Here is a 21,711-nt window from a genome sequence, read left to right as displayed (position 1 = left end):
CCTCATGGCATGGCGAAACCCATGCCAGGTCCACATCGTGCGACAGGACGGCGCCAGGGGCGGGCGGAGAGCCTACCCCTCCGGTGGTCACCGTGTGATCTCGAACACGGAACGAATCCATGGATCGTTCCACAATCGATCGACCCGGCCGCGCCTGGAGGATCTTCCGCAGGTCAGACCGTGCGGTCGGCGGCCGTCCTGGGCTCGTGGCGCACCTCGGTGGACGGGTCGAGCTCGCGCGTCCACGCGGCGAACTCCACCAGGATCCCGTCGGGGTCCTTGAAGTAGATCGAGCGGACGAAGACGCCGTCGTGCATCTCCTTGGAGACGCCGAACTCGCTGTCGTCGTGGTTGAGCAGGACGCCGACGTCGACCCCCTTGGCCTCCAGCCGGTCGCGGTACTCCTCGATCCGCTCGGGCGGCACGTCGAAGGCGATGTGGTTCATCGAGCCGACCGCCGACAGCAGCTCGCCCCGGTCGGGCAGGCCCTTGGGCGCCGAGACGCCGGGGACGGCCTCGGGGGCGTCGGGGAACCAGAAGAAGGCCAGGGCGTCGCCGCCCCCGCAGTCGAAGAAGAAGTGCTGGCCCCAGCCCATTGGCAGCTCGATGGTCTTGATCAGCGGCATCCCGAGGACGCCGGAGTAGAAGTCCACGGTGCGCTTCATGTCCCGGCACACCAGGGCGAGATGGTTGACGCCGCGCAGTTCGAACTCGCCGTTCTCCCCGGACATGGGAAACCGCCGTCCTCCCGAGTTTGACCCTTATGTCCCTATGCTGGCAGGGATTCCGGCGGAACTGAACCCCGTTCGGGTGACGTCCGCGAGCGAGGGGCGCCGGGTGCTTGGCCGCCGCCTCGCCGAGCGGGTATCCTCGCCGCATGCGAACCGAGACCCGCCGCTGGTGGTGGCGCCGCTGAGGCGGTGCCGGTTCGCGCGTATCTGACGTCAAGGCGACCGCCCCCACCCGGCGGTCGTTTCTTGTTTCCTCCGCACCGGGTGAGGGCCCGACCACGAGGGGCCACGCGGTGGACACCGTCCCACAGCAACCGCAGACCAGCGAGTTCGTGACCGCGGGCGGCGTACGGGTGACCCGTACCGCCACACCCGTCGATCCCGAGCGCAAGTCCGACGTGCTCAACGCGCTCGTCGCCGCCGTGGGGGAGCGGCGCGGTGGCGTGCTCAGCTCCGGCATGGAGTATCCCGGCCGCTACAGCCGCTGGCACATGGCCTACATCGACCCCTGCCTGGAGATCGTGGCGCGCGGCCGCGACCTCACCGCGCGGGCCCTCAACGAGCGCGGCAGGGTGCTGCTGCCCGCCCTGGCCCCGGCGATCCTCGGCGCGGGCGAGACGATCACCGACGAGCCGGGTCTGCTCGCGGTGCACGTCCCGCCCACCGAGGAGTTCTTCCCCGAAGAGGAGCGCAGCCGCCAGCCCACGGTCTTCACCGCGCTGCGCGCGGTGGTCGCCCTTTTCCGCTGCGACGACCCGCATCTTGGCCTGTACGGCGCCTTCGGATACGACCTCTCGCTCCAGTTCGAGCCGCTGCGCACCCGGCTCGAACGGCCGGACGACCAGCGCGACCTGGTGCTCCACCTGGCCGACGAGATGATCGTGGTGGACCGCAAGCGCGAGACGTCCCACCGGATGTCCTACGACTTCACGGTCGGCGAGAACCGCACCGAGGGGCTGCCGCGCGAGACCGCGCCCGCTCCCGCGGGCCGGGCCGCCGAGCTGCCGCCGCAGCCCGTGCCCGGCGTGTACGCCCAGATGGTCCGCGACGCCAAGGAGAAGTTCATCCGGGGCGATCTGTTCGAGGTGACGCCCGGGCACGCGATGTACGGGCGCTGCGACTCGCCCGCCGCCTTCTTCGAGCGGCTCCGCGAGACCAATCCGGCTCCGTACGAGTTCCTGTTCAACCTGGGCGACGGCGAGTTCCTGGTCGGTGCCTCGCCCGAGATGTTCGTGCGGGTGAGCGGCGACCGCGTCGAGACCTGCCCGATCGCCGGGACGATCCGGCGCGGTGCCGACGCGCTGGAGGACGCCGAGCAGATCCGCACCATCCTGTCCTCGGCCAAGGACGAGTCCGAGCTGACCATGTGCACCGACGTCGACCGCAACGACAAGTCGCGGATCTGCGTCCCCGGGAGCGTGACCGTCCTGGGCCGCCGCCAGATCGAGCTGTACTCGCGGCTGATCCACACCGTCGACCACATCGAGGGGCGGCTGCGTCCCGGCTTCGACGCCCTGGACGCCTTCCTCACCCACATGTGGGCCGTCACGGTCACCGGCGCGCCCAAGGCGTGGGCGATGCAGTTCATCGAGGACCACGAGGACGAGCCGCGCCGCTGGTACGGCGGCGCCGTCGGCTGCGTCGGGTTCGACGGGTCGATGAACACCGGTCTCACGCTGCGCACGGCGCAGATCAGGAACGGCGTCGCGACCGTCCGGGCGGGTGCCACGCTGCTCTACGACTCCGACCCCGACGAGGAGGAGCGCGAGACCCATCTGAAGGCCAGCGCCCTGCTCCAGGCGATGGCCGCCACGCAGGACCCGGCGGCCCATGAGGCGGTCGAGGTGGTGCCCGAGCGGGCCGGCGACGGGCTGAAGGTCCTGCTGGTCGACCACGAGGACTCCTTCGTCAACACGCTGGCCGACTACATCCGCCAGCAGGGCGCCGAGGTGGTCACGCTGCGGCACGGCTTCCCGGTCCGGATGCTCGACGAGCAGGCTCCCGACCTGGTCGTGCTGTCTCCCGGCCCGGGGCGTCCCGTCGACTTCGCGACGGACGCGCTGCTGGACGCCCTCGACGCGCGCGGGCTGCCGGTCTTCGGCGTCTGCCTGGGCCTCCAGGCGATGGTCGAGCACGCCGGCGGCGAGCTCGGCCTGCTGCCCGAGCCCTCGCACGGCAAGCCGGGACGGGTCGAGCATTCGGGCGGCGAGCTGCTGGCGGGGCTGCCCGCCACGTTCACCGCCGCCCGCTACCACTCGCTGCACGCCAGGCCCGAGCGGGTGAAGGGATTCAAGGTCACGGCGCTCACCGGCGACGTGGTCATGGCCATCGAAGACCCGGAGCGCCGCCGCTGGGCGGTGCAGTTCCACCCGGAATCGATCCTGACGGCCGCGGGCGGCGCCGGCCACCGCATCGTGGCCAACGTCCTGCGGCTGTGCCGGCCCTAGCGAGCCCCTATCGGACGGGAGCGCGCACCCTTCTCGCTCCCGTCCGATATCTCATTTAAGGACAACCGAAATGGAATCGCGGTTTCCTTCCCCTGGCTGAGGGGACCCCGGAGCCATGGCTACTCTTCTCTGGCTCATCGCGGTGGCCATGGTCATCGCGGGTATCTACGTCATCATCGCCCGGCGAGAGCTGATCTTCGGGATCGTGCTCATCGTGCTGGGCTTCCTGGTCGGCCCCGGCGGGGTCAGCATCTTCAACCCGTAGCGTCCGGCACGGACGCGCCGGGAAAGACTGACGCTCCCTGTCAGGTTTCGAGGGCAGCCTGGTCCTCATGAACGCAGACCTGAGGGGAAAGATCGCGCTGGTCGCGGGCGCCACCCGCGGCGCCGGACGGGGCATCGCCGTCGAGCTCGGCGCCGCGGGCGCCACCGTCTATGTGACCGGACGCACCACGCGCACGCGGCGGTCCGAGATGAACCGCCCCGAGACGATCGAGGAGACCGCCGAGCGGGTCACCGCGGCCGGCGGCACGGGGATCGCGGTCCCGACCGACCATCTGGAGGTCGAGCAGGTCGAGCGCCTGGTCCGGCGGATCGACCGGGAGCACGGCCGGCTCGACGTCCTGGTGAACGACATCTGGGGCTCCGACATGTACCTGAAGTTCGACGCCACCTTCGTGGACCTCCCCCTCCAGGAGGGGCTGCGGATGCTCCGGCTGGCCATCGACACCCACCTCATCACCAGCCACACGGCCCTGCCCCTGCTCAACCGGAACCCGGGCGGGCTCGTCGTCGAGGTGACCGACGGCACCCTGGAGACCAACGCCGACTACCGCAAGGACTGCGGCATCTTCTACGACCTGGCCAAGTGGGGCGTCATCCGGCTCGGTCTCACCCAGGGCCACGAGGTGAAGCCCCACGGCGGGACGGCCGTCGCGCTCACCCCGGGCTGGCTGCGCTCGGAGGCGATGCTGGAGCACTACGGCGTCACCGAGGAGAACTGGCTCGACGGCGCCAAGCTCGCGCCGCACTTCGTGATCTCCGAGACCCCCGCCTTCGTCGGGCGCGCGGTGGCCGCGCTGGCGGCCGATCCCGACAAGGCACGGTGGAACGGGAAGTCGCTGTCCAGCGGCGGCCTGGCCCAGGTCTACGGGTTCACCGACGTCGACGGGAGCCGCCCGGACGCCTGGCGCTACATCGAGGAGGTCGAGCGGCAGGGCAAGGCTGCCGACGCCACCGGCTACCGGTAGAGCGCGGCCAGCCGCGCCGCCGACTCGGCCATCGCGGCCCGCAGCTCCGGTGGCGCGATGACCTCGACCTCCGGTCCCAGCCGCAGCAGCTCGGAGTGGGCGACCGTGGCGGACTCGACGGGGAGGGTGGTCGTCACCCATCCCTCCTCGTCGGGTTCGCCCGCCTCCTCCAGAGCCCGGCGCATCGCGTAGGGCTCCACGGCGTACCGCAGCGCGCGGCGTCCGGTGGGGCTCAACCGGACGGTCACCTCCTCGCGCAGCATCGAGCGCACGAACTCCTCGGCCTGTCCGCGCCAGTGGGCGGGCAGGTCGAAGTCCTCGTCGCGCTCGAACGTCTCGCCGGTCGGGCGCACGGCGGTGATCCGCTCGACCCGGTAGGTGCGGTGGCCGCCGCCGACCGCCGCCACCAGGTACCAGACGCCGTTCTTCAGCACCAGGCCGTAGGGCCGGACCGTCCGGGTGACCTCCTCGGCCTTGCGGTAGCGCAGCTCGACCACCTCGTCGCGCCACACCGCCCGCGCCAGCTCGCGCAGCATGGGCGGAGGCTCGGAGTGCCCGAACCAGCCCGGCGCGTCCAGATGGAAGTGCTGCCCGGCGTGCTTGGGCGCGTCGCGCAGCGATTCGGGCAGCGCGGCGAGCACCTTCAGCTCGGCCGCCGCGACCGCGTCGGCCAGCCCCATGTCCTCGGCGGGCCCGGGCAGCCCGGACAGGAACAGCGCCTCGGCCTCTTCGCGGCTGAGCCCGGTCAACCGGGTGCGGTATCCGCCGACCAGCCGGTAGCCGCCGTGGCGGCCCTGGTCGGCGTAGACCGGGACGCCCGCCGCCGACAGCGCCTCGACGTCCCGGTAGACCGTCCGCTCGGAGACCTCCAGCTCGCGGGCCAGTTCGGCGGCCGTCATCGTCTCCCGCGACTGGAGCAGAAGGACCAGCGAGATGAGCCGGGACGCACGCATGACCCCATTCTGACATTTTGGTGTCAGCTTCGCCGATTTTGGCTGTCTGTGGCGGCGAATTCCCTGTTAGCGTCGCTGGGCATGCTGAAGGAACACACACCGCTCGACACGTTCATCGAGGCACTGCCGAAGGTCGAGCTGCACGTCCACCTCGTCGGTTCGGCGTCGCTCCCCACGGTCCTGGAGCTCTCGCGCCGCCACCCCGACGGCCGCGTCCCCACCGGCGAGGCCGAGCTGCGCGAGTACTACGTCTTCCGCGACTTCCCCCACTTCGCCGAGATCTACGACGCGGTCTCGGGCCTGGTGCGCACCCCCGACGACGTCGCCACGCTCGTGCTCGGCACGGCGCGCGACCTGGCGGCGCAGAACGTCCGCTACTTCGAGCTCACCGTCACTCCCTACACCCACCAGCGGGCCGGGATGGCGATGCCCGCGATCACCGAGGCGCTCGACCGCGCCGCCCGCCAGGCCCGCGAGACGCACGGCGTCCGCGTCGCCTACGTCTTCGACATCCCCGCCGAGTTCGGCGCCGAGGCGTGCGTCCGCACCGCCGACCACGCCCTCGACCATCCGCCCGAGGCGCTGGTCGGGTTCGGCATCGGCGGCATCGAGCAGGTGCGCGACGGCATCCGCGACGACATCCGCCGGGCGTTCGGACGCGCCCGCGCCGCCGGGCTGCGCAGCGTGCCGCACGCGGGTGAGATGTCCGGCCCCGAGACGATCTGGGAGGCGCTCAACGAGCTGGGCGCCGAGCGGATCGGCCACGGCACCAGCTGCGTCCAGGACCCGCGCCTGATCGCGCACCTGCGCGAGACGCAGATCCCGCTGGAGGTGTGCCCCACCTCCAACGTCTGCACCAACCAGGTGCCCGGCCTGGCCGCCCACCCCCTGCCGCGCATGCTGGAGGAGGGGCTGTTCGTCACGCTCAACACCGACGACCCGCCGATGTTCGACACCACGCTGAACGGCGAGTACCGGGCGGTCGCCGCCGCGTTCGGCCTCGGCCGGGCCGAGCTGGCCGGGCTCGCCCGCAACGGCGTGACGGCCTCGTGCCTGGACGAGCCGGACAAGAAGGCGATCGTGGACGAGATCGACGCGCTGGTCTGAGCCGGGCCCGAGCCGGCTCCGGTCAGCCCCAGGCCATCCGCCGCCAGGGGCTGGCCGGATCATCGGTCAGGACGCGGTGCCCGGCCAGCGAGCGCTCGTACCACTCGCCGAACTCCCCGCCGTCGAAGCGGAGCATCCGCCCGAGCACGTACCCGGCGGAGAACTCGGCCCACGACGCGTAGACCCGGTTGGCCCGGTGGCCAGCGGTGAGCACGCACTCCTCGGCGGCCTCGCGGTCGCAGAAGCCCGCGCTCAGACCCCAGCGCGCCATGTTGACCGCCCGGCCGAAGTCGTAGGCGTACACGCTCTCGACCCGCCCGTCCGGCGCGAGCAGGCCGTCGGCCCGGAACCGCGACTCGTAGCGCAGGATCTCCCCGCTGAGGTCGAGCGCCGCCTGGACGCCCTCGGCCGAGATGTCGTGCTCCCGGCACCACGCTTCGATCGCGGCCCGCCAGGCGCGCGGGTCGGCGCCACGGACGCGCCGCGCCAGGACGACCTGGATGACCGGGTCGCTGTTGTCGGCCTCCAGCAGCGCGTCCATCTGCTCGCGCCAGCTCGCCGGGTCGGTGACGCCCCAGCTGTCGGCCAGCATCGACCGGTTCTCCTCGGGCGTGGTGTCGGCGGCGTCCAGCGAGTTCCACGGGGTGCCGTTGCCGACCGCCAGATGGGCTCCGACGGCCAGGGCGGCGGCGAAGCGCCCCCACACCGGCACGTCCGGGTCGGAGACGAGGATGTCGTGGTCGCGGTCGGGCCTGCGCTCGGTCTCGGCCAGCAGCGCCGCGACCTGCCGGTGGCCGTCGCCGCCGGGCGTGAGCTGGGCCAGCAGCTCGCGCAGCGGCCGCAGCGCCTCGCGGGGCCCGGCGTCCCGGACGATCAGGCGCGCGGCGTGGGCTCCCGCGATGTCGGCGCGCTTGGGGTCGTTCAGCGCACGGAACGCCCCCATGGCCGCCCAGGCCCGGCGGGCGCCCTCGCCCGGACGTCCGGCGGCCGCCAGCACGTGCGCGGCCTGGCCCTCCAGCACGGCTTTGGCCTCGGCGGCGTGGGGGAGCGACGCGGCGGCGTGCTCGGCCCCGGACAGGATGCGCAGTGCCTCGTCGTGGCGTCCCGCCTCGGCCAGCGCGCGGGCGTGCCTGGCCCGCACCGCGATCGCGGCGGCCCACTCGGACCTGGACTCCATGGCCTGCGCGACGCGCGCGTAGGCGTGCGCGGCCTCCTCGGGCTTGCCCTGCCGCTCGTACTTCTTGGCGCGCTCCAGCAGCGGGCCCGCCTCGCCCTGAACTGTCATGATCCCTCCGATACGGGCCTACCGTACCGGCTGCCGCAGCCCCTCCACCTGGACTCTGGCGTCATGGAAGACCGGCCCCTCGCCGAGGTCGGCGTCGCGCTCGTCGACGACCGCGTTGGCGTTGGCGCCGCCGGAGAGCTTGGCCCAATGGCCCTTGGTCGTGGCGGCCACGCCCGGCCTGACCGCGTCGGTCACCTCGGCGACCGCCTCGAAGGAGCCGCGGTCGTTGAACACGCGCACCGCGGCGCCGTCCTCGACCCCGCGCGAGGCGGCGTCGTCGGGGTGCAACCGCACCGAAAGGCCGCCCGAGCGCCTGCGCAGCTCGTCGTTGCTGCCGAACACCGTGTTGAGGAACTCGTGCGACGCCGCCGAGATCAGCGCCAGCGGATACTCGCGGGCCCGGACCTTGTCGGCGACCTCGGCCGGGGGCGTGTAGCCCACGAGCGGGTCGGACCCGGCGAGCCGCGCCCGCTCCGACCGGAACTCCAGGCGTCCCGACGGCGTGGGGAACGACTCGGCGTAGGGCAGGAACGGGTCGGGCACCGAGAGCCGGACGAACCCGTTCTTGCGCAGCCGGTCGAGCGTGACGCCCTCCAGGTAGGGGTGGCCCGAGGCCAGGGCCTGCTCGGCCAGCCGCTCGTCGGAGTCGTACAGCGCGGGCTCGGTCATGCCCATCCGGTGCGCCAGCCGCCGGAACGTCTCGGTGGCGGAGAGGCACTCCCCGGGAGGCTCGACGGCGGGCTCGTTCCACGAGAGGTACAGGTGCCCGTAGCCGTCGTGCAGGTCGGCGTGCTCGTGCTGCATCGTCGAGGGCAGGACGATGTCGGCGTAGTCGGTGGTGTCGGTGGGGAACTGCTCGACCACCACCGTGAACAGGTCGTCCCTGGACAGGCCCCGCCGGATCTTGTTCTGGTGCGGGGTGCTGGCCACCGGGTTCGCCGCGATCACGAACAGGGCCTGGACGGGCGGGTCGTCGATGTCGAGCAGGCCCTCGCCCAGGCGGGTCATCGTCAGCGTCCGCACCGGCCCGGGGAGCAGGTCGGGACGGTACAGCGCCCGCCGGTCGAGCTTGATGTGCCCGGACGTCGAGTAGGAGACGCCGCCACCGCGCCGCCGCCAGTCGCCGGTCAGGCCGGGGATGCAGGCGATCGCGCGCAGCGCCATGCCGCCGCCCGCGTGCCGTTGCAGTCCCTGGGTGGCGCGGATCGCGGTCGGGCGCGTGCGGGCGATCCGCTCGCCCAGCGCCACGATCCGCTCGGCCGGGACACCGGTGATCGCGGCGGCGCGCTCCGGCGGGAAGGCCGCGATCCGCTCGCGGAACTCCTCCCATCCGAGCGTGTACCGGGCGATGTAGTCCTCGTCGTGCGCGCCCAGGCCGACGATCACGTTCATCAGGCCCAGGGCCAGCGCGGCGTCGGTGCCCGGGACCGGGGCCAGATGCTCGTCGGCCTGCCGGGCCGTCCGCGTCGCCACCGGGTCGACGGCCACGACGTGGGCGCCCTTCCCGCGCGCCGCCTGGACGAACTTCCACAGGTGATGCCCGCTGGTCAGCGGGTTGGTGCCCCACAGGATGATCAGACCGGAGTGCGCGAGGTCTTCGGGATCGAACCCCCCGGCCGACCCCATCGTGAGCCCGAGCCCGGTGGTCCCTGCCGCCGAGCAGATGTTGGCGTAGTGCTGCGAGGCGCCCAGGACGTTGAAGAGCCGCCGTCCCGGGAAGCCCTCCTGACCTTGCAGGTACCCCAGCGTGCCCGTGCCCCAGTAGGGCCAGATCGCCTCGCCGCCGTGCTCGGCCGCCACGGCCGCGAGCCGCTCGGCGATCTCGCCGAGCGCCTCGTCCCAGCCGATGCGCTCGAAGCGTCCCTCGCCCTTGGCGCCCACCCGGCGCAGCGGATGCAGGATCCGGTCGTCCTGCTCCGCGTGCTCCAGCCAGCGGTTCACCTTCGTGCACAGGGCGCCGCGCGTGTAGGGGTGGTCGGGGTTGCCGCGCAGCTTGACGGCCCGGCCGTCCTGGACCGTCACGACCCAGGAGCACCCGTCGGGGCAGTCCAGGGGGCAGGACCCCAGGACCTTCAGCTCGGCACCCATCACACCTCCAGCGGGCGGGACAGGACCGTAACGCCCTCACACAGGTTACAAGGTCAGACCTTGCGCCACTGGGGCACCCAAGCGCCGTCGCGGATCTCGTAGTCGCCGAACAGGGCGGGCGCCTCCGCCTTCACGGTCTCGCCGATCTTGCCGAACAGCAGCCGGATCTCCTCCTCGGCGCCCTCGGCCGTCCGCGCCTCCAGCGTGTGGCGCAGCGTGCGGACGTTGGCCGTCCAGACCAGCCCGGTGCCGACCCCTTCGGGGGCGAAGCGCCGCATGAAGGACGTGTGGTGCTTCTTGACCTTGAACGGCACGCCCTCGTCGTCGAGCCCGAAGTGCCCGGCCATCCAGCCCTGGAACTCCTCCATCTGCTCCAGCAGCGCCGTGGCGCGCTTCATCAGCTCCTGGTCTTCCTTGGCCCAGTCGGGGAACCAGAAGGGGATGTCCTGGAGCCGCACGAACCGCAGCGACTCCTGCGAGATCGCGACCCCGGGCCGGTGCCTGATCAGCTCGTGGGTCAGCACCCGGCTGACGTTGTGCAGGACGAAGCTGAAGCTGACGTGCTCCAGCACCGACCCGTGCAGGCTGCGCAGGATGTTCTGGAGGTACTGGTCCTGGTCGGTGCGGACCCGCGTCACGTTCGGGTTGAGCCCCGGCTCCCACGAGCGGTAGCACAGCCTCCCCGCGAACTCGGCGAGGTTCTGCGGGTCGTTCAGCTCGCCGTCGAGGTCGCCCCGGTCGAGCCGTTCCAGCCAGCTCTCGCCGCCGACGTCCCGCAGATACCGCGCGATCTCCTCGTAGTCGAGTTCCGGCTTGGCCACCAGGAAGACCTCGGGTTCGACGCTCTTCACTTCACTCCTCCACTCGGACGGGATCGCCCCAGCATCCCACCCTCTGACCAGCGCCTGGGCTCGGGCTCACGCAATACCATGCGGTATGGACCTTGATTTGGCCCAGGTTCGAGGGTTCGTGGTCGCCGCCGAAAGGGCGAACTTCGGCGGCGCGGCGGACGAGCTTCACATCAGCCAGCAGGCGCTGTCCAAGCGGGTGCGGCGCCTGGAGGCGATGCTCGGCGAGCGGCTGTTCCGGCGGCACGGACGCGGCGTCGAGCTCACCCCGGCCGGGCGGCGGTTCCTGCCGCACGCCCGCCGCCTGCTCGCCGACGCCGAGGAGGCCGCCGCGGCCGTGCGGTCGGCCTCGGTGCCGCCGTTGCGGGTGGACGTCTGGAGCGAGATCCTGACGCCGCTCACCGTGGTCCGCCGGGTGACGGACGCCGACCCCGACCTGGCGATCGAGGTCAGCGCGCGCCGCGACCTCGCCGGAGCACTCAAGGCGCTCCAGCGACGGGAGGTGGACGCGGTGTTCGGCCGCGTCCACGACCTGGGGCGTCCCTGGCCGTCCGGCCTCGACCGCAGGCCGGTCGTCCTGGCGCCCTACCAGGTCGCCCTGTCGGCGCGGCACCCGCTCGCGGGCCGCGAGGTCGTGGGCCCGGACGACCTGCGCGCGACCGGCGTCTGGTTCCCCTTCGGCGACACCGCCCCCGAACTGCGGTCGCTGCTGCGTGCGTACTGCGACGAGCACGGCGTCCCCGCCCACCTCGACGGCGTCAACCTCGGGCTCGAGCACATCCTGGCCGAGCTCCGCGACGACCCGGCCCGGGTCGCGACGATCGCCGGCCAGTGGACGCTCCCCGAAGACAGCGGCCTGCGAACGCTCCGCGTCGAGCCCGTGCCGTGCCTGCTGTGGTCGCTCGCCTGGCGCAAGGACGACCGCCATCCGCTGCTGCCCCGGTTCCTGGACCGCCTCGCCGCCCTCGGCGACGAGGAAGGCTGGCTGCGGTTCGACCCGGCGTCCCACTGGCTGCCCCCGGCGGACCGCGCCGACCTCTGAGCCCCAACCACCGGTTGTGGCCGGAGTATCGATGGCTGTTGGACGGGCGACCGCCGCCGCTGGTGTCGTGGAGGAAATCGCGACCAGGGGGTGCGGGCCATGCCCGAGGTGGAACTTTCGGTGGGGACCATCGAATACGAGGACTCCGGCACGGGACCGGTGCTGGTTTTCCTGCACGGCATCCACATGGACGGCGCGGTGTGGCGCGCGGTGGCCGCCGACCTGAGCGCCGGCCATCGCTGCGTCGTCCCGACCCTCCCGATGGGCGCGCACCGCCATCCGATGCGCCCGGGAACCGACCTCTCGATGCCGGGCCAGGCGCGGATCCTGACCGAGTTCCTGGATCGCCTGGGCCTGGACGCCGTCACCCTGGTCGGCAACGACACCGGAGGCGTGGTCGCCCAGCTCCTCGCGGGGGAGAACGCCAAACCCGTGGAGCGCCTGGTGCTCACCTCCTGCGAGGCGTTCGACAACTTCCCGCCGGGCCTCCCCGGCCGGGTCGACGCGATGTCGGCGCGGATGCCCGGCGGCCTCTACCTCTCCATGCTCTCCCTGCGGCTCAAGCCCCTGCGCCGTGCCCCCTTCACCTTCGGCCGGATGGCCAAGCGCCCCATCCCGGGCGACATCTTCACCGGCTGGCTCGACCCCGTCCTGAAGAACCGGGCCGTCCGCAAGGACGCCGTGGTCTGCGTCCGCGCCGTCCACCGCGACCACACCCGCGCCGCGGCCGAGGGCCTGCCGTCCTACGACCGTCCGGCCCTGGTCGTCTGGGCGTCCGAAGACCGCGTCATGCCCCCCGAACACGGCCGCCGCCTCGCCGACCTCCTGCCCCAGGCCACCTACGCCGAGATAGACGACACCTACACCCTCATCCCCCTGGACCAGCCCGCGAAGCTCGCCTCCCAGATCCGCGACTTCGTCATGGAGACGTGACCCGCCTCCCCACCGCCCACGCGCTGGTCAGCTTGAGCACCCGAGGCGCACTCCGCGCCCATGGCCAGATCTGCAGCAGGTACGCCCCGTTTCGGACGTGGTACCGCACCCGGTAGTCGCGAATGGACAGCGGCCGGAACGGGTGGCGCTCGGAGCCGATCGCGTCCAGACGCAGCTCGCCGGTCCCCGCCTCGAAGGTGGCCTCCACGACATCGTCGTAGCCGTCCAGCTCCGCGCCCGGGTCGGTCGGCGACACCACGACGGTCAGGTCGAGGGCGTCGGCGTTGGACTCCGTCCAGAACACCGCGGCCCCGGGAACCGCGTGCATCAGGATCGCCCCCGTCGCCCCACGGGGCACCGGGATGATCTCCGACGGGTCTGTCCGCCCGTCGAGAAGGTAGAACTGCCGGGCCTTCACCCGTACGGCCGGACGCAGCGTCTCGGGCACGACTTCCACGACCGGGAAGGGCAGCCCGCCCGCTTGGACGATCTCCTCGTCGGTGAGCGCCGCCGCGATCGCGTCGATGCCCGGCACATCGCCCGGTTCGGGCCACTCGTTCGTCGACATGGCCATGAAGGCGCCCACGGCCGCCCGAGGTTCCCGCCAACGCATCACCCTGATGGTGCCGCACCCGGCGCAGGGCGTCCGCTGTTCATGATGGACGTCGCCGTCGGCGTCCGTCCAGGTGGTGGTGGGCCGGAGCCCCTCGTCGGGGAAGTCATGGTCACGGGCGGCGCACTCGCGCGTGATCTTCCGGGCGGCGATGTCGGTGCGATTCGGGGGTCTCATCGGCCGCTCCTCGGCATCGAGAGGATCTCGCGCCCGCGTGCGCCGGTGATGACCCGGGAGAGCGCGGGGTGGGCGAGGAGGATCACCGGGGCGAGGTGATGGTCGCTCAGGGGACGCCACAACCCCACGGCCTCGCGCAGGTCGGGCCACACGTCGGCCCCCGGGTCGGTGGAGAGCCGGTCGACCACGGCGTTCACGGCCGCGTCGAAGCCGGGGTCGCCGAAGCACATCCGGTACCCGGAGTCGCCCAGTCGCTCCGCGTACCGGGCGATGAGGAGGCGCACCCGTTCGGGTCCGGAGCGCATGAGGGTCTGGGACGCGTGCGGCTCTCGGGCGACGATCAGGGGGAGGAGCTCACCGGTGAAGGCCGGGTCGTCGAGCAGCCAGGCGTCCTCGCCGGCGGGCAGGGCGAGATGCCGCGCGTCCCAGCCCAGGGCCCGCATCTGGAAGGCCAGCAACTGGGCGCGGGCATGTCCGAATTTCGCGGCCTCCTCGAATACCTGCAACGGCCCGTCGACCTCGCCGGAAAGGGCGGCCACGCGTGCCGTTTCCACCTCGGCGTCCCATTCTCGCCGGGTCTCGCCCGGCGGCTTTCGGAGCGCGTGGAACGAGCTGAAAAGCGCGTGCATCAGGTCGTGGAAGGAGGCATGGCGCTCTGGGCCCATGCCGGACCAGGAGGCCAGCCGGTAGGCGGCCCATTCACCGTCGCCACCCATGTCGCCGGGGTCGAGGAACAGGACGCACGCGTCGCCCTCCAGTGAGATCTGGACGACCGCGTTGAAATCGGGCCCCAGGTCGTCGTCGGCGTCCGCGTAGACGTTCCACATGGAGTCCATGTCGCGGAGGTAGCCGATCTCCGCGGTGCCCGCGAGGCGGTAGACGAAGTTCCCCGCGTCACGCCAGCCGTCGGTCGTCAGGAGGAAGTCGCGGAACGAGGGCGGCAGCGTCAGCCCGAGACGGGCTTCGGCCTCGGCCACCTGGGCGGAGGTGGCGGGGGAGAAGCCGAGCCATTCGTTCCGCACCACGTCCTCGTCGAGCGGGCGGTCGCGTTCGGGGTCGTGTGCGGCGATCCAGTCCTGACTCCAGCGTTTCAGGAACGGGCGCCACTCGTAGCGCTTCATTGACGAGGGGTCTCCGATCTTTCGGGTCCTGGCGCGGAGTGTGCCAGCGGGGTCGGACAGTCCGGGGGAAGTCGATCTTTGTGAACAGTTGACGATTTTGATCGGACGCCTTACCTGAGAAGGGCGTGTGTGCAGGTCAGGGCGTCGATAACGAAAACTTCATTGTCTCGACATTTAACCCGCAAGGGGTTGAAATGGGGCGCTGGGGTCACCATGATCTCCTGCAACTCATCAGTCCCCGGCGCCTTTTGTTTCTCGGGCGCCGGCCCCCCATCTGGTGCGGCTCCCCATCGGGTCCATGGACCCGGTGTTCGCGCCAGGAAAGGATGAGAATGGCAGGAAGACAAGCAGTGCGTGCCCTGGCGGGCACGGCGACGGCGTCGGTGGTCGTGATGGCCGGCGTCGGGCTCACGGCCGTCGCGGCCGAGGCCGCCCCGGCGGCACCGGCGGCGCAGAGCCGGGCGATGATCGGGCGGGACCAGGTGATCGCCCGGGCCCGGACGTGGAACCCCGGGACGCCGCAGCGGGTTCCCTACAGCCAGGTCAACACGCACAACGGGTACCGGGCCGACTGCTCGGGGTACGCCTCGATGGCGCTCGGCCTCGCGGGCCCCGGCCTCAACACCGTCGGGCTGGCCGCGTCGTCGGTCAGCGCCCGGATCAACATGGGCGACCTGCAGACCGGTGACCTGGTGATCGACGCGGCGGGCAACAGCAACACCCGCCATGTGGTGATCTTCGAGGGCTGGACCGACGCGTCCAAGCGTTCCTACCGCGCCTTCGAGCAGCGCGGCGGCTACGGCACCGACTACCGGGTGCTGACCTACGGTCTGAACGCGGGCAGCGAGTACAGCGCCTACCGGCCGCACGTCCTCGGCGGTGGCGGCGGCACGCCGCCCCCGTCCACCGGCAAGTACTGGGTGGACACCTTCGCCAACGCCACGGGCTACGGCGCCGCCAACACCGGCGAGGCCCGCGGGACGCTCCTGCGGGGCACCAACTACGTCTACTGCAAGGTGTGGGGCGCCGAGGTGCGCAACGGCTCCTCCTTCAACCACTGGTGGCTGCGCACCGACCTGGACCGTTCCCTGCCCGGCAAGAGCGGGCGCGGGGCCTACGTGTCGGCCTACTACCTCAAGCGCTGGGGCAACGACGTCGCCAAGGACAACTCGGGCACCGTCATCCCCAACTGCTGAGATCCGCCGCGTCCCGTCCGGACCCGGTCCGGACGGGACGCGTCATCAGATGACGGCCTGGGGCATGGCGCCAGGGTGGTGGAGCGTTCCGCCCGCACGCCATTACGCGGGGGGTAATCGCCGTGATGACGTGGGCCTGGGTAGCGTCGGGCCCGTGACTACGATGACGACGTCCCTGAGCGACGTACGGCCGATCGGCGAGCAACTGCGCGCGTGGCGGCAGCGGCGCCGTCTGAGCCAGCTGGAGCTGGCCTCGGGGGCCGACGTGTCGACGCGGCACCTCAGCTTCATGGAGACCGGGCGCTCGGTGCCGAGCCGGGAGATGGTGCTGCGGCTGGCCGAGCATCTGGACGTCCCGCTGCGCGACCGCAACCTGCTGCTGGTCTCGGCGGGTTACGCCCCCGTCTACTCCGAGACCTCGATCGAGGAGCCCCGGATGGACTCGGTGCGGGCGGCGCTGCGGCAGGTGCTCCAGGGGCACGAGCCGTTCCCGGCCGTGGTGGTCGACCGGTTCTGGAACCTGGTCGACGCCAACGCCGCCGCCGGGCTCTTCATGGAGGGCGCCCCCGAGGAGCTCCTCCGGCCGCCCCTGAACGTGCTGCGGCTCAGCATGCACCCGGACGGGATGGCCCGGCACATCATCAACCTGGGGGAGTGGCGCGCCCACATGATCGACCGGGTGCGGCGGCACGTGGCGCTGACCGCGGACGAGTCGCTCGCGCAGCTGTACCGAGAGCTGCGCGACTTCCCCGGGGCCGACCCGGTGGCCGACGCCGTGGTCCCGCCGTCCGGCAACGAGGTCGTGGTGCCGCTGCGGCTGCGGGCCGACGGCCGGGAGCTCTCGTTCTTCACCACGATCGCGACGTTCGGCAGCCCCGTCGACATCACGGTGGCGGAGCTGGCGATCGAGTCGTTCTACCCGGCGGACGAGACCACCTCGCGCTACCTGCGCGAACGCGCCGGCTGGTGAGCCCGGCCCGGCCGCCGCCGGCGATGAGTCCCCCCGCCGGCGGCGGCCGGTCCCGGCCCCTTACCGCACCCGCCCCGGGTCAGGCGCGCGATCGCGTTGACCAGGTCAACGGCACGCGTGCCGCCTCTGGGCCGCTCCCTCGGCCTTCAGCAGGTCGTGATGGATGTGCGAGAGCGGCACCCCCTGCTCCTGGAGGGCGTCCACCGCCGACCGGATCATCGGGTCGGGACCCGCGACGTAGACGTCGTGGTCGTCCCATCCGTCGAAGCGGTCGAGGACGTCGCCGACCTGTCCGCGCATCCCGTCGAATTCCGGATCGTCCGAAACCACGGGGATAACGCGGAGCCACGGGTAGGTGGACTCCAGGAGACGGAGGTCGGGCAGGTCGTACAGATCACGCTCGGTCCGCGCGCCCACCAGCAGGTGGACCTCGCGGCGGCGGCCGGCCGTGATCACCTGTTCGGCCAGGGCCTTGAGCGGGGCGAGGCCGGTGCCGCCCGCGATGAGCAGCAGCGCGCGGTCCGAATCGGGGTCGAGGGTCATCGTGCCCATGGCGGGGCCGAGGAGCACGGTGTCGCCCTGGCCGGTGTAGCGGACCAGGGCCCCGCTGACCCATCCGCCCGGGCTGGCCCGCACGTGCAGGCGCAGGCGTCCGTCCGAGCGGGGTGCGTTGGCGATGGAGTAGGGGCGCCACACCCTCGGCCACCTGGACGTCTGCACCGTGAGGTACTGGCCGGCGGTGTAGGGGAACGGTTGCCCGGGCCGGACGGTGATCACCGCGAGATCGTGCGAGCGGCGCTCGTGGTCGGTGACCTCGGCCACCCACCAGGGCGGGGCCTGCGCGGCGCTCTCCTCGGCGGCGTTGATCATGATCTCCGAGGCGGCCCGGTAGGCGGCGGTCCAGGCGGCCTCCACCTCCGGGGTCCAGGCGTCCCCGCTGAACTTGCGCAGCGTGGCCACCAGGGCCGCGCCGACGGCGGGGTAGTGCTCGCGCAGGACGCCGAACTTGCGATGGTCCTGCCCGAGTTGCCCGAGGTAGGCGGCGAGGTTCTCGGGGGAGTCCAGGCTCCAGACGATCTTCGTGAGTGCGTGGAAGAGACGGTCGCGTTGCACCTCCATCGCCGGCGGGAACAGGGCCCGCAGTCGTGGGTTCTCCGCGAATAGGCGCCCGTAGAAATAGGCGGCCGCCTTATCGGCGGACGGTTCGAGTTGTGCGAAACTCTCCTTGACGATCCGGGGTTGCAATGACATATGCCAAGCTCGCCCCCCTGCCTTTTGTCGTCGGGTTCTCGATGTTCCCCGGCGCTTCGGCGCCCTCGAGGTGCCCGGCTCGGTGAGATTCTCGCATCCAAAGTCGCTGGTACTCAACCGTTTCGCGGCAACCTGCGCATCTCACCACGAAGAGTAATCGAAACCTGATTCCCCGTAATCGCATGGTGATCGGCGGGGTCGACGAATACCGGCCGGTATCGAGCAAGGTGGTCAGAGAGCTGATCGCCCATGGCAATTGGGCGGAGGGTGAGGTCCGTGAAGTCGCCGATGTCCGCCATTGCCCGAGAGGGGAGGAAGAATCTCATCCCGCGTATAAGGTTTCCTAATTTCGCGTTCCGCCGCCGAGCGCGGCCGGTGATCGCCGAGCGTGATCGTCTTCGCTCGGGGGGCGTGCGATCTGCCCGCTTCGCCCTGCGCGATCGGGAGGGTTGCGGCAAGCTGGCCACGACAAGGCCACGGGTGGGGCGGTCCGAAAACCGGGGTCATGCGTCATGATGACCTGGCAAAGGCGGTGAACCGCCGTATTCGGGTAGCGAGCCGTGGCCAGTGCTCACCAGAGGGGAACCAGGCATGCGAGAGGCGACCCGGGGGGCTCCGGGCCCCCAGGCCGGAGCGAGGAACTCTCCGCCGATCATCGGAATCACGACCTACCTCGAACCCGCGCGCTGGGGCACCTGGGTACGCGAGGCCGCGCTCCTGCCCGCGCCCTACATCCGGGCCGTGGAACGCGCCGGGGCCGTCCCGGTGATGGTCCCGCCGACGGGTGGGCTGCGCGGTGTCGACGCCCTGATCCAGGGGCTGGACGCCATCGTGTTCGCCGGGGGCGGCGACGTCGACCCCGAGCTGTACGGGGCCGAGCGGCACCCCGAGACCGGGCCGCCGCAGCCGCAGCGCGACCGTTTCGAGCTGGCGCTGGTCCGCGCGGTGATCGACGCCGATCTGCCGTTCCTGGCGATCTGCCGGGGGATGCAGGTGCTGAACGTCGCCCGGGGCGGCGCGCTGATCCAGAACCTGCCCGAGGCGGTCGGCCACGAGGGCCACGCCCCGGCGACCGGCATGGTCGGCACCCACCGGGTGACGATCACCCCGACCAGCGCGGTCGGCAAGATCCTCGGCGAGTCGGCCGACGTCCCCACCTACCACCGCCAGGCCGTCGGACGCCTGGGCAAGGGCCTGGTGGCCGTGGCCTGGGCGGACGACCAGGTGGTCGAGGCCGTGGAGCTCCAGGGGCACCGCTTCGGGCTGGGCGTCCAGTGGCACCCGGAGGAGGCCGACGACCGCCGCCTGCTGGAGGCGCTGACCGCCGAGGCCGCCGGGCGCTGATCGATCCGTCCGGATATGGGGGTGCCGTCCGGCTGACGGGTTGATAGAGGTGGGTGTGGGAAGGGGGCCGACCATGCCGTTGCATCCGCAGAGCGCGAGGCTGCTGCGTTTCCTGTCCTCCTGGTCGATGGCGGGCGAGCCGGAGCCGTCGATCGAGGAGATGCGCCGCAGGACCGGCGCGGTCTTCCCGGTCGAGCGCCGCGACCTGCCCTCGGTGCGCGACCTCACCGTCCAGGGCGAGGACGGCCCCGTCCCCGTGCGCGAGTACCGGGCCGAGCCGCGCGGCGAGGGCGCGCTTCCCGTCGTGGTCTACCTGCACGGCGGCGGCTGGCTGATCGGCGGCATCGAGGCCGTCGACCGCGCCTGCCGGGAGCTGGCGGCCGAGGCGGGCTGCGCGGTGATCAGCGTGGGGTACCGGCTGGCGCCCGAGCATCCCTTTCCCGCCGCGGTGGAGGACGCCTGGACGGTCGTCGCCGCCGTGACCGGCGACCCCGAGCGCTTCGACGCCGTCCCGGGCGCCCTGGCGATCGCGGGCGACAGCGCGGGCGGCAACATCGCGGCGGCTGTGGCGATCATGGCGCGCGACCGGGGCGTCCCGCTGGCCCATCAGCTGCTGGTCTATCCCGCGACCGACATGGCCATGGACACCTCCAGCTACGCCGAGTTCGGCACCGGGTACGCCCTGGACGCCGCCGCGATGGCCCGCTCGGTCACTCTCTACGCGGGCTCCGCCGACCCGTCCGACCCCCGTTTGTCCCCCCTCCGCGCCCCGGACCTGTCCGGGCTCGCCCCCGCGACCGTCATCACGGCCGAATACGACGTCCTGCGCGACGAGGGCGAGGCGTACGCGCGGCGCCTCGGCGAGGCCGGAGTCCCGGTCGAGCTGCGCCGCTACGACGGCATGGTCCACTCGTTCTTCCTCCTCCCGGAGATGTTCGACGCCGCCGTCGAGGCCATGATCTTCGCTGTGCGACGATTGCGGGCGGCGTTCGAAGGCGCGGCGGCTCGGGAGGATGCGGCATGACTGGGATCGAGGATTCTCGGTACGACGCTTACGAGCGGCTGAAGCTCGACTGGGCGTCGCCGGGGGTGCTGCGCGTCACCATCTCCACCCCCGGGCGGCTCAACGCCGTCGACACCGTGGGGCACCGCGAGCTGGCCGAGATCTGGCGCGACCTGGACGCCGACGAGGCCGTGCGCGCGGTCCTGGTGCGCGGCGAGGGCGCCGCGTTCTCGGCGGGCGGCGACCTGTCGATGATCGAGCAGATGATGTCCGACCACGCCGCCAGGATCCGGATCCTGCGCGAGGCGCGCGACATCGTGATGAACGTGATCAACTGCTCCAAGCCGGTGGTGAGCGCGATCCAGGGACCGGCCGTCGGCGCCGGGCTCGCGGTGGCGCTGCTGGCCGACATCTCCGTCGCCGGGCGGACGGCCAAGCTGATCGACGGCCACACCAAGATCGGGGTGGCGGCCGGCGACCACGCGGCGATCGTCTGGCCGCTGCTGTGCGGCCTGGCCAAGGCCAAGTACTACCTGCTGCTCAACGACGTGCTGACCGGCGAGGAGGCCGAGCGCATCGGACTGGTCAGCCTTTGCGTCGACGACGACGAGGTGCACGACCGGGCCCTGGAGATCGCCGGACGGCTCGCGGCGGGCTCCGCCGACGCGCTCCGGTTCACCAAGCACGCGCTCAACAATTGGCTGCGCTCGGCCGGGCCCGCCTTCGACGCCTCGCTCGCGCTGGAGTTCCTCGGGTTCACCGGGCCCGACGTGCGCGAGGGCGTCACGGCCGTCCGGGAGAAGCGGCCGCCGAAGTTCGGCTGAGCCCGGCGAAGCGGCGGCTCAGGGCCTGCAGGCCGGTCGCGTAGATTCCGTTTCCGAAGGTCTTGAGCATGGCCTCCTCGTCCGCCGGGGCGGCGGAGAACTCGCCCCACCACTCCACGAACGCCTGCCCGGTGTCGGTGACGGGCGAGACCCGCAGGACGCCCCGCGCCGCGCTCACGGGGAGCGGGCATTCGAGGATCTCGTAGCGGTAGGTGCGCGCGGCGTCGTCGAACGCGCTCAGGCGCTCGCGGAACACCGAGCTGCCCGGCCCGATGAGGCGGCGCACGCAGCCGACCCGGTCGGCCGGACCGCCGTCCTCGATGATCCCGGTCTCCACGCCCGGCATCCACGCGGCCAGGTTGGAGAAGTCGCGCAGATAGGACCAGACCTCGTCGGCCGAGGCGTTGAGGACGGCGCTGGCGTAGGGCCTGGGCATGCGGCTCTCCTCGACGGTGAGGCGGAGATCAACGGTCTCATGCTGCTCCTGGAATGTGATGCGCGCAACACCTGTTGCGATGGAGGACGACG

The 21,711-nt window shown here is 71.8% G+C and carries 20 protein-coding genes; 11 read left to right on the top strand and 9 right to left on the bottom strand.

Annotation, left to right across the window (positions count from 1 at the left end; genetic code table 11):
• Positions 1–173: 173 nt before the first annotated feature.
• Positions 174–731, bottom strand: coding sequence for a VOC family protein (locus tag ACQPY4_RS22480; protein ID WP_433323662.1), 558 nt, complete (start codon positions 729–731; stop codon positions 174–176).
• 293 nt (positions 732–1,024) lie between these two features.
• On the opposite strand from ACQPY4_RS22480, the gene ACQPY4_RS22475 reads away from it, so the two are divergent.
• From ACQPY4_RS22475 to ACQPY4_RS22465, 3 genes are all read left to right on the top strand, one after another.
• Positions 1,025–3,178 (top strand): anthranilate synthase component I, encoded by a 2,154-nt coding sequence (locus ACQPY4_RS22475; protein ID WP_433323660.1) that lies wholly within the window; start codon positions 1,025–1,027, stop codon positions 3,176–3,178.
• 115 nt (positions 3,179–3,293) lie between these two features.
• The gene (locus tag ACQPY4_RS22470) at positions 3,294–3,443 is read left to right on the top strand and encodes a GPGG-motif small membrane protein (RefSeq protein WP_433323658.1); all 150 of its coding nucleotides are present in this window, start codon (positions 3,294–3,296) and stop codon (positions 3,441–3,443) included.
• Positions 3,444–3,510: 67 nt separating this feature from the next.
• Complete coding sequence (locus ACQPY4_RS22465; RefSeq protein WP_433323656.1) at positions 3,511–4,428, top strand: SDR family oxidoreductase; 918 nt, start codon at positions 3,511–3,513, stop codon at positions 4,426–4,428.
• On the opposite strand, the gene ACQPY4_RS22460 is transcribed toward ACQPY4_RS22465, so the two are convergent.
• Positions 4,419–5,381, bottom strand: coding sequence for a helix-turn-helix transcriptional regulator (locus ACQPY4_RS22460; RefSeq protein WP_433323654.1), 963 nt, complete (start codon positions 5,379–5,381; stop codon positions 4,419–4,421). The two genes, ACQPY4_RS22465 and ACQPY4_RS22460, sit on opposite strands and share 10 nt — an antisense overlap.
• Before the next feature lie 81 nt (positions 5,382–5,462).
• Between ACQPY4_RS22460 and add the strand changes: the two genes are divergently transcribed.
• The gene (add, locus tag ACQPY4_RS22455) at positions 5,463–6,488 is read left to right on the top strand and encodes an adenosine deaminase (protein WP_433323652.1); all 1,026 of its coding nucleotides are present in this window, start codon (positions 5,463–5,465) and stop codon (positions 6,486–6,488) included.
• 22 nt (positions 6,489–6,510) lie between these two features.
• Here add and ACQPY4_RS22450 read toward each other — a convergent pair whose 3' ends face one another.
• The 3 genes from ACQPY4_RS22450 to thyX are packed head-to-tail and all read right to left on the bottom strand — an operon-like array spanning position 6,511 to position 10,712.
• The gene (locus ACQPY4_RS22450; RefSeq protein ID WP_433323650.1) at positions 6,511–7,773 is read right to left on the bottom strand and encodes a DUF1266 domain-containing protein; all 1,263 of its coding nucleotides are present in this window, start codon (positions 7,771–7,773) and stop codon (positions 6,511–6,513) included.
• 18 nt (positions 7,774–7,791) lie between these two features.
• Positions 7,792–9,861, bottom strand: a complete 2,070-nt coding sequence (locus ACQPY4_RS22445; protein ID WP_433323648.1) for a molybdopterin-containing oxidoreductase family protein — start codon at positions 9,859–9,861, stop codon at positions 7,792–7,794.
• Between the two features lie 53 nt (positions 9,862–9,914).
• Positions 9,915–10,712: an FAD-dependent thymidylate synthase gene (gene thyX, locus ACQPY4_RS22440; RefSeq protein ID WP_433323646.1), complete on the bottom strand. Its 798-nt coding sequence runs from the start codon at positions 10,710–10,712 to the stop codon at positions 9,915–9,917.
• Positions 10,713–10,797: 85 nt separating this feature from the next.
• Between thyX and ACQPY4_RS22435 the strand changes: the two genes are divergently transcribed.
• Positions 10,798–11,751 (top strand): LysR family transcriptional regulator, encoded by a 954-nt coding sequence (locus ACQPY4_RS22435; RefSeq protein WP_433323644.1) that lies wholly within the window; start codon positions 10,798–10,800, stop codon positions 11,749–11,751.
• Between the two features lie 99 nt (positions 11,752–11,850).
• Positions 11,851–12,684, top strand: a complete 834-nt coding sequence (locus tag ACQPY4_RS22430) for an alpha/beta fold hydrolase (RefSeq protein WP_433323642.1) — start codon at positions 11,851–11,853, stop codon at positions 12,682–12,684.
• On the opposite strand, the gene ACQPY4_RS22425 is transcribed toward ACQPY4_RS22430, so the two are convergent.
• Together ACQPY4_RS22425 and ACQPY4_RS22420 are read right to left on the bottom strand one after the other, a co-directional pair.
• On the bottom strand, positions 12,671–13,474 hold the full coding sequence (locus tag ACQPY4_RS22425) for a hypothetical protein (protein ID WP_433323640.1): 804 nt from the start codon (positions 13,472–13,474) through the stop codon (positions 12,671–12,673). The two genes, ACQPY4_RS22430 and ACQPY4_RS22425, sit on opposite strands and share 14 nt — an antisense overlap.
• Positions 13,471–14,595 (bottom strand): SMI1/KNR4 family protein, encoded by a 1,125-nt coding sequence (locus ACQPY4_RS22420; RefSeq protein WP_433323638.1) that lies wholly within the window; start codon positions 14,593–14,595, stop codon positions 13,471–13,473. Before ACQPY4_RS22420 ends, ACQPY4_RS22425 begins: the two co-directional genes overlap by 4 nt.
• Positions 14,596–14,927: 332 nt before the next feature.
• On the opposite strand from ACQPY4_RS22420, the gene ACQPY4_RS22415 reads away from it, so the two are divergent.
• Both ACQPY4_RS22415 and ACQPY4_RS22410 read left to right on the top strand, forming a co-directional pair.
• Positions 14,928–15,791, top strand: coding sequence for a hypothetical protein (locus ACQPY4_RS22415; protein ID WP_433323636.1), 864 nt, complete (start codon positions 14,928–14,930; stop codon positions 15,789–15,791).
• A gap of 163 nt (positions 15,792–15,954) precedes the next feature.
• The gene (locus tag ACQPY4_RS22410; protein ID WP_433338978.1) at positions 15,955–16,761 is read left to right on the top strand and encodes a helix-turn-helix domain-containing protein; all 807 of its coding nucleotides are present in this window, start codon (positions 15,955–15,957) and stop codon (positions 16,759–16,761) included.
• A gap of 105 nt (positions 16,762–16,866) precedes the next feature.
• Here ACQPY4_RS22410 and ACQPY4_RS22405 read toward each other — a convergent pair whose 3' ends face one another.
• Positions 16,867–18,012 carry a globin domain-containing protein gene (locus tag ACQPY4_RS22405; RefSeq protein ID WP_433323634.1) on the bottom strand — a complete coding sequence of 382 codons (1,146 nt, stop codon included), beginning with the start codon at positions 18,010–18,012 and terminating at the stop codon, positions 16,867–16,869.
• Positions 18,013–18,603: 591 nt separating this feature from the next.
• On the opposite strand from ACQPY4_RS22405, the gene ACQPY4_RS22400 reads away from it, so the two are divergent.
• From ACQPY4_RS22400 to ACQPY4_RS22390, 3 genes are all read left to right on the top strand, one after another.
• The gene (locus tag ACQPY4_RS22400) at positions 18,604–19,356 is read left to right on the top strand and encodes a gamma-glutamyl-gamma-aminobutyrate hydrolase family protein (protein WP_433323632.1); all 753 of its coding nucleotides are present in this window, start codon (positions 18,604–18,606) and stop codon (positions 19,354–19,356) included.
• A 73-nt stretch (positions 19,357–19,429) separates the two neighbouring features.
• On the top strand, positions 19,430–20,380 hold the full coding sequence (locus tag ACQPY4_RS22395; RefSeq protein ID WP_433323630.1) for an alpha/beta hydrolase: 951 nt from the start codon (positions 19,430–19,432) through the stop codon (positions 20,378–20,380).
• Complete coding sequence (locus tag ACQPY4_RS22390; protein ID WP_433323628.1) at positions 20,377–21,183, top strand: enoyl-CoA hydratase/isomerase family protein; 807 nt, start codon at positions 20,377–20,379, stop codon at positions 21,181–21,183. Before ACQPY4_RS22395 ends, ACQPY4_RS22390 begins: the two co-directional genes overlap by 4 nt.
• Here ACQPY4_RS22390 and ACQPY4_RS22385 read toward each other — a convergent pair.
• On the bottom strand, positions 21,143–21,619 hold the full coding sequence (locus ACQPY4_RS22385) for an SRPBCC family protein (RefSeq protein ID WP_433323626.1): 477 nt from the start codon (positions 21,617–21,619) through the stop codon (positions 21,143–21,145). The genes ACQPY4_RS22390 and ACQPY4_RS22385 overlap by 41 nt on opposite strands.
• Positions 21,620–21,711: the final 92 nt, after the last annotated feature.

Origin of the sequence: Spirillospora sp. CA-294931, from assembly GCF_050946795.1 — a bacterium.
Classification (GTDB): domain Bacteria; phylum Actinomycetota; class Actinomycetes; order Streptosporangiales; family Streptosporangiaceae; genus Spirillospora.
The sequence above is the reverse complement of the archived record's forward strand: the minus strand, read 5'-3'. Positions and strand labels throughout refer to the sequence as shown.

Coding starts and splice junctions, on each gene's coding strand:
- ACQPY4_RS22480 (WP_433323662.1), bottom strand. CDS start 731: ATGTCCGGGGAGAACGGCGAGTTCGAACTGCGCGGCGTCAACCATCTC.
- ACQPY4_RS22470 (WP_433323658.1), top strand. CDS start 3,294: ATGGCTACTCTTCTCTGGCTCATCGCGGTGGCCATGGTCATCGCGGGT.
- ACQPY4_RS22465 (WP_433323656.1), top strand. CDS start 3,511: ATGAACGCAGACCTGAGGGGAAAGATCGCGCTGGTCGCGGGCGCCACC.
- ACQPY4_RS22460 (WP_433323654.1), bottom strand. CDS start 5,381: ATGCGTGCGTCCCGGCTCATCTCGCTGGTCCTTCTGCTCCAGTCGCGG.
- add (WP_433323652.1), top strand. CDS start 5,463: ATGCTGAAGGAACACACACCGCTCGACACGTTCATCGAGGCACTGCCG.
- ACQPY4_RS22450 (WP_433323650.1), bottom strand. CDS start 7,773: ATGACAGTTCAGGGCGAGGCGGGCCCGCTGCTGGAGCGCGCCAAGAAG.
- ACQPY4_RS22445 (WP_433323648.1), bottom strand. CDS start 9,861: ATGGGTGCCGAGCTGAAGGTCCTGGGGTCCTGCCCCCTGGACTGCCCC.
- ACQPY4_RS22435 (WP_433323644.1), top strand. CDS start 10,798: ATGGACCTTGATTTGGCCCAGGTTCGAGGGTTCGTGGTCGCCGCCGAA.
- ACQPY4_RS22430 (WP_433323642.1), top strand. CDS start 11,851: ATGCCCGAGGTGGAACTTTCGGTGGGGACCATCGAATACGAGGACTCC.
- ACQPY4_RS22425 (WP_433323640.1), bottom strand. CDS start 13,474: ATGAGACCCCCGAATCGCACCGACATCGCCGCCCGGAAGATCACGCGC.
- ACQPY4_RS22420 (WP_433323638.1), bottom strand. CDS start 14,595: ATGAAGCGCTACGAGTGGCGCCCGTTCCTGAAACGCTGGAGTCAGGAC.
- ACQPY4_RS22415 (WP_433323636.1), top strand. CDS start 14,928: ATGGCAGGAAGACAAGCAGTGCGTGCCCTGGCGGGCACGGCGACGGCG.
- ACQPY4_RS22410 (WP_433338978.1), top strand. CDS start 15,955: ATGACGACGTCCCTGAGCGACGTACGGCCGATCGGCGAGCAACTGCGC.
- ACQPY4_RS22405 (WP_433323634.1), bottom strand. CDS start 18,012: ATGTCATTGCAACCCCGGATCGTCAAGGAGAGTTTCGCACAACTCGAA.
- ACQPY4_RS22400 (WP_433323632.1), top strand. CDS start 18,604: ATGCGAGAGGCGACCCGGGGGGCTCCGGGCCCCCAGGCCGGAGCGAGG.
- ACQPY4_RS22395 (WP_433323630.1), top strand. CDS start 19,430: ATGCCGTTGCATCCGCAGAGCGCGAGGCTGCTGCGTTTCCTGTCCTCC.
- ACQPY4_RS22390 (WP_433323628.1), top strand. CDS start 20,377: ATGACTGGGATCGAGGATTCTCGGTACGACGCTTACGAGCGGCTGAAG.
- ACQPY4_RS22385 (WP_433323626.1), bottom strand. CDS start 21,619: ATGCCCAGGCCCTACGCCAGCGCCGTCCTCAACGCCTCGGCCGACGAG.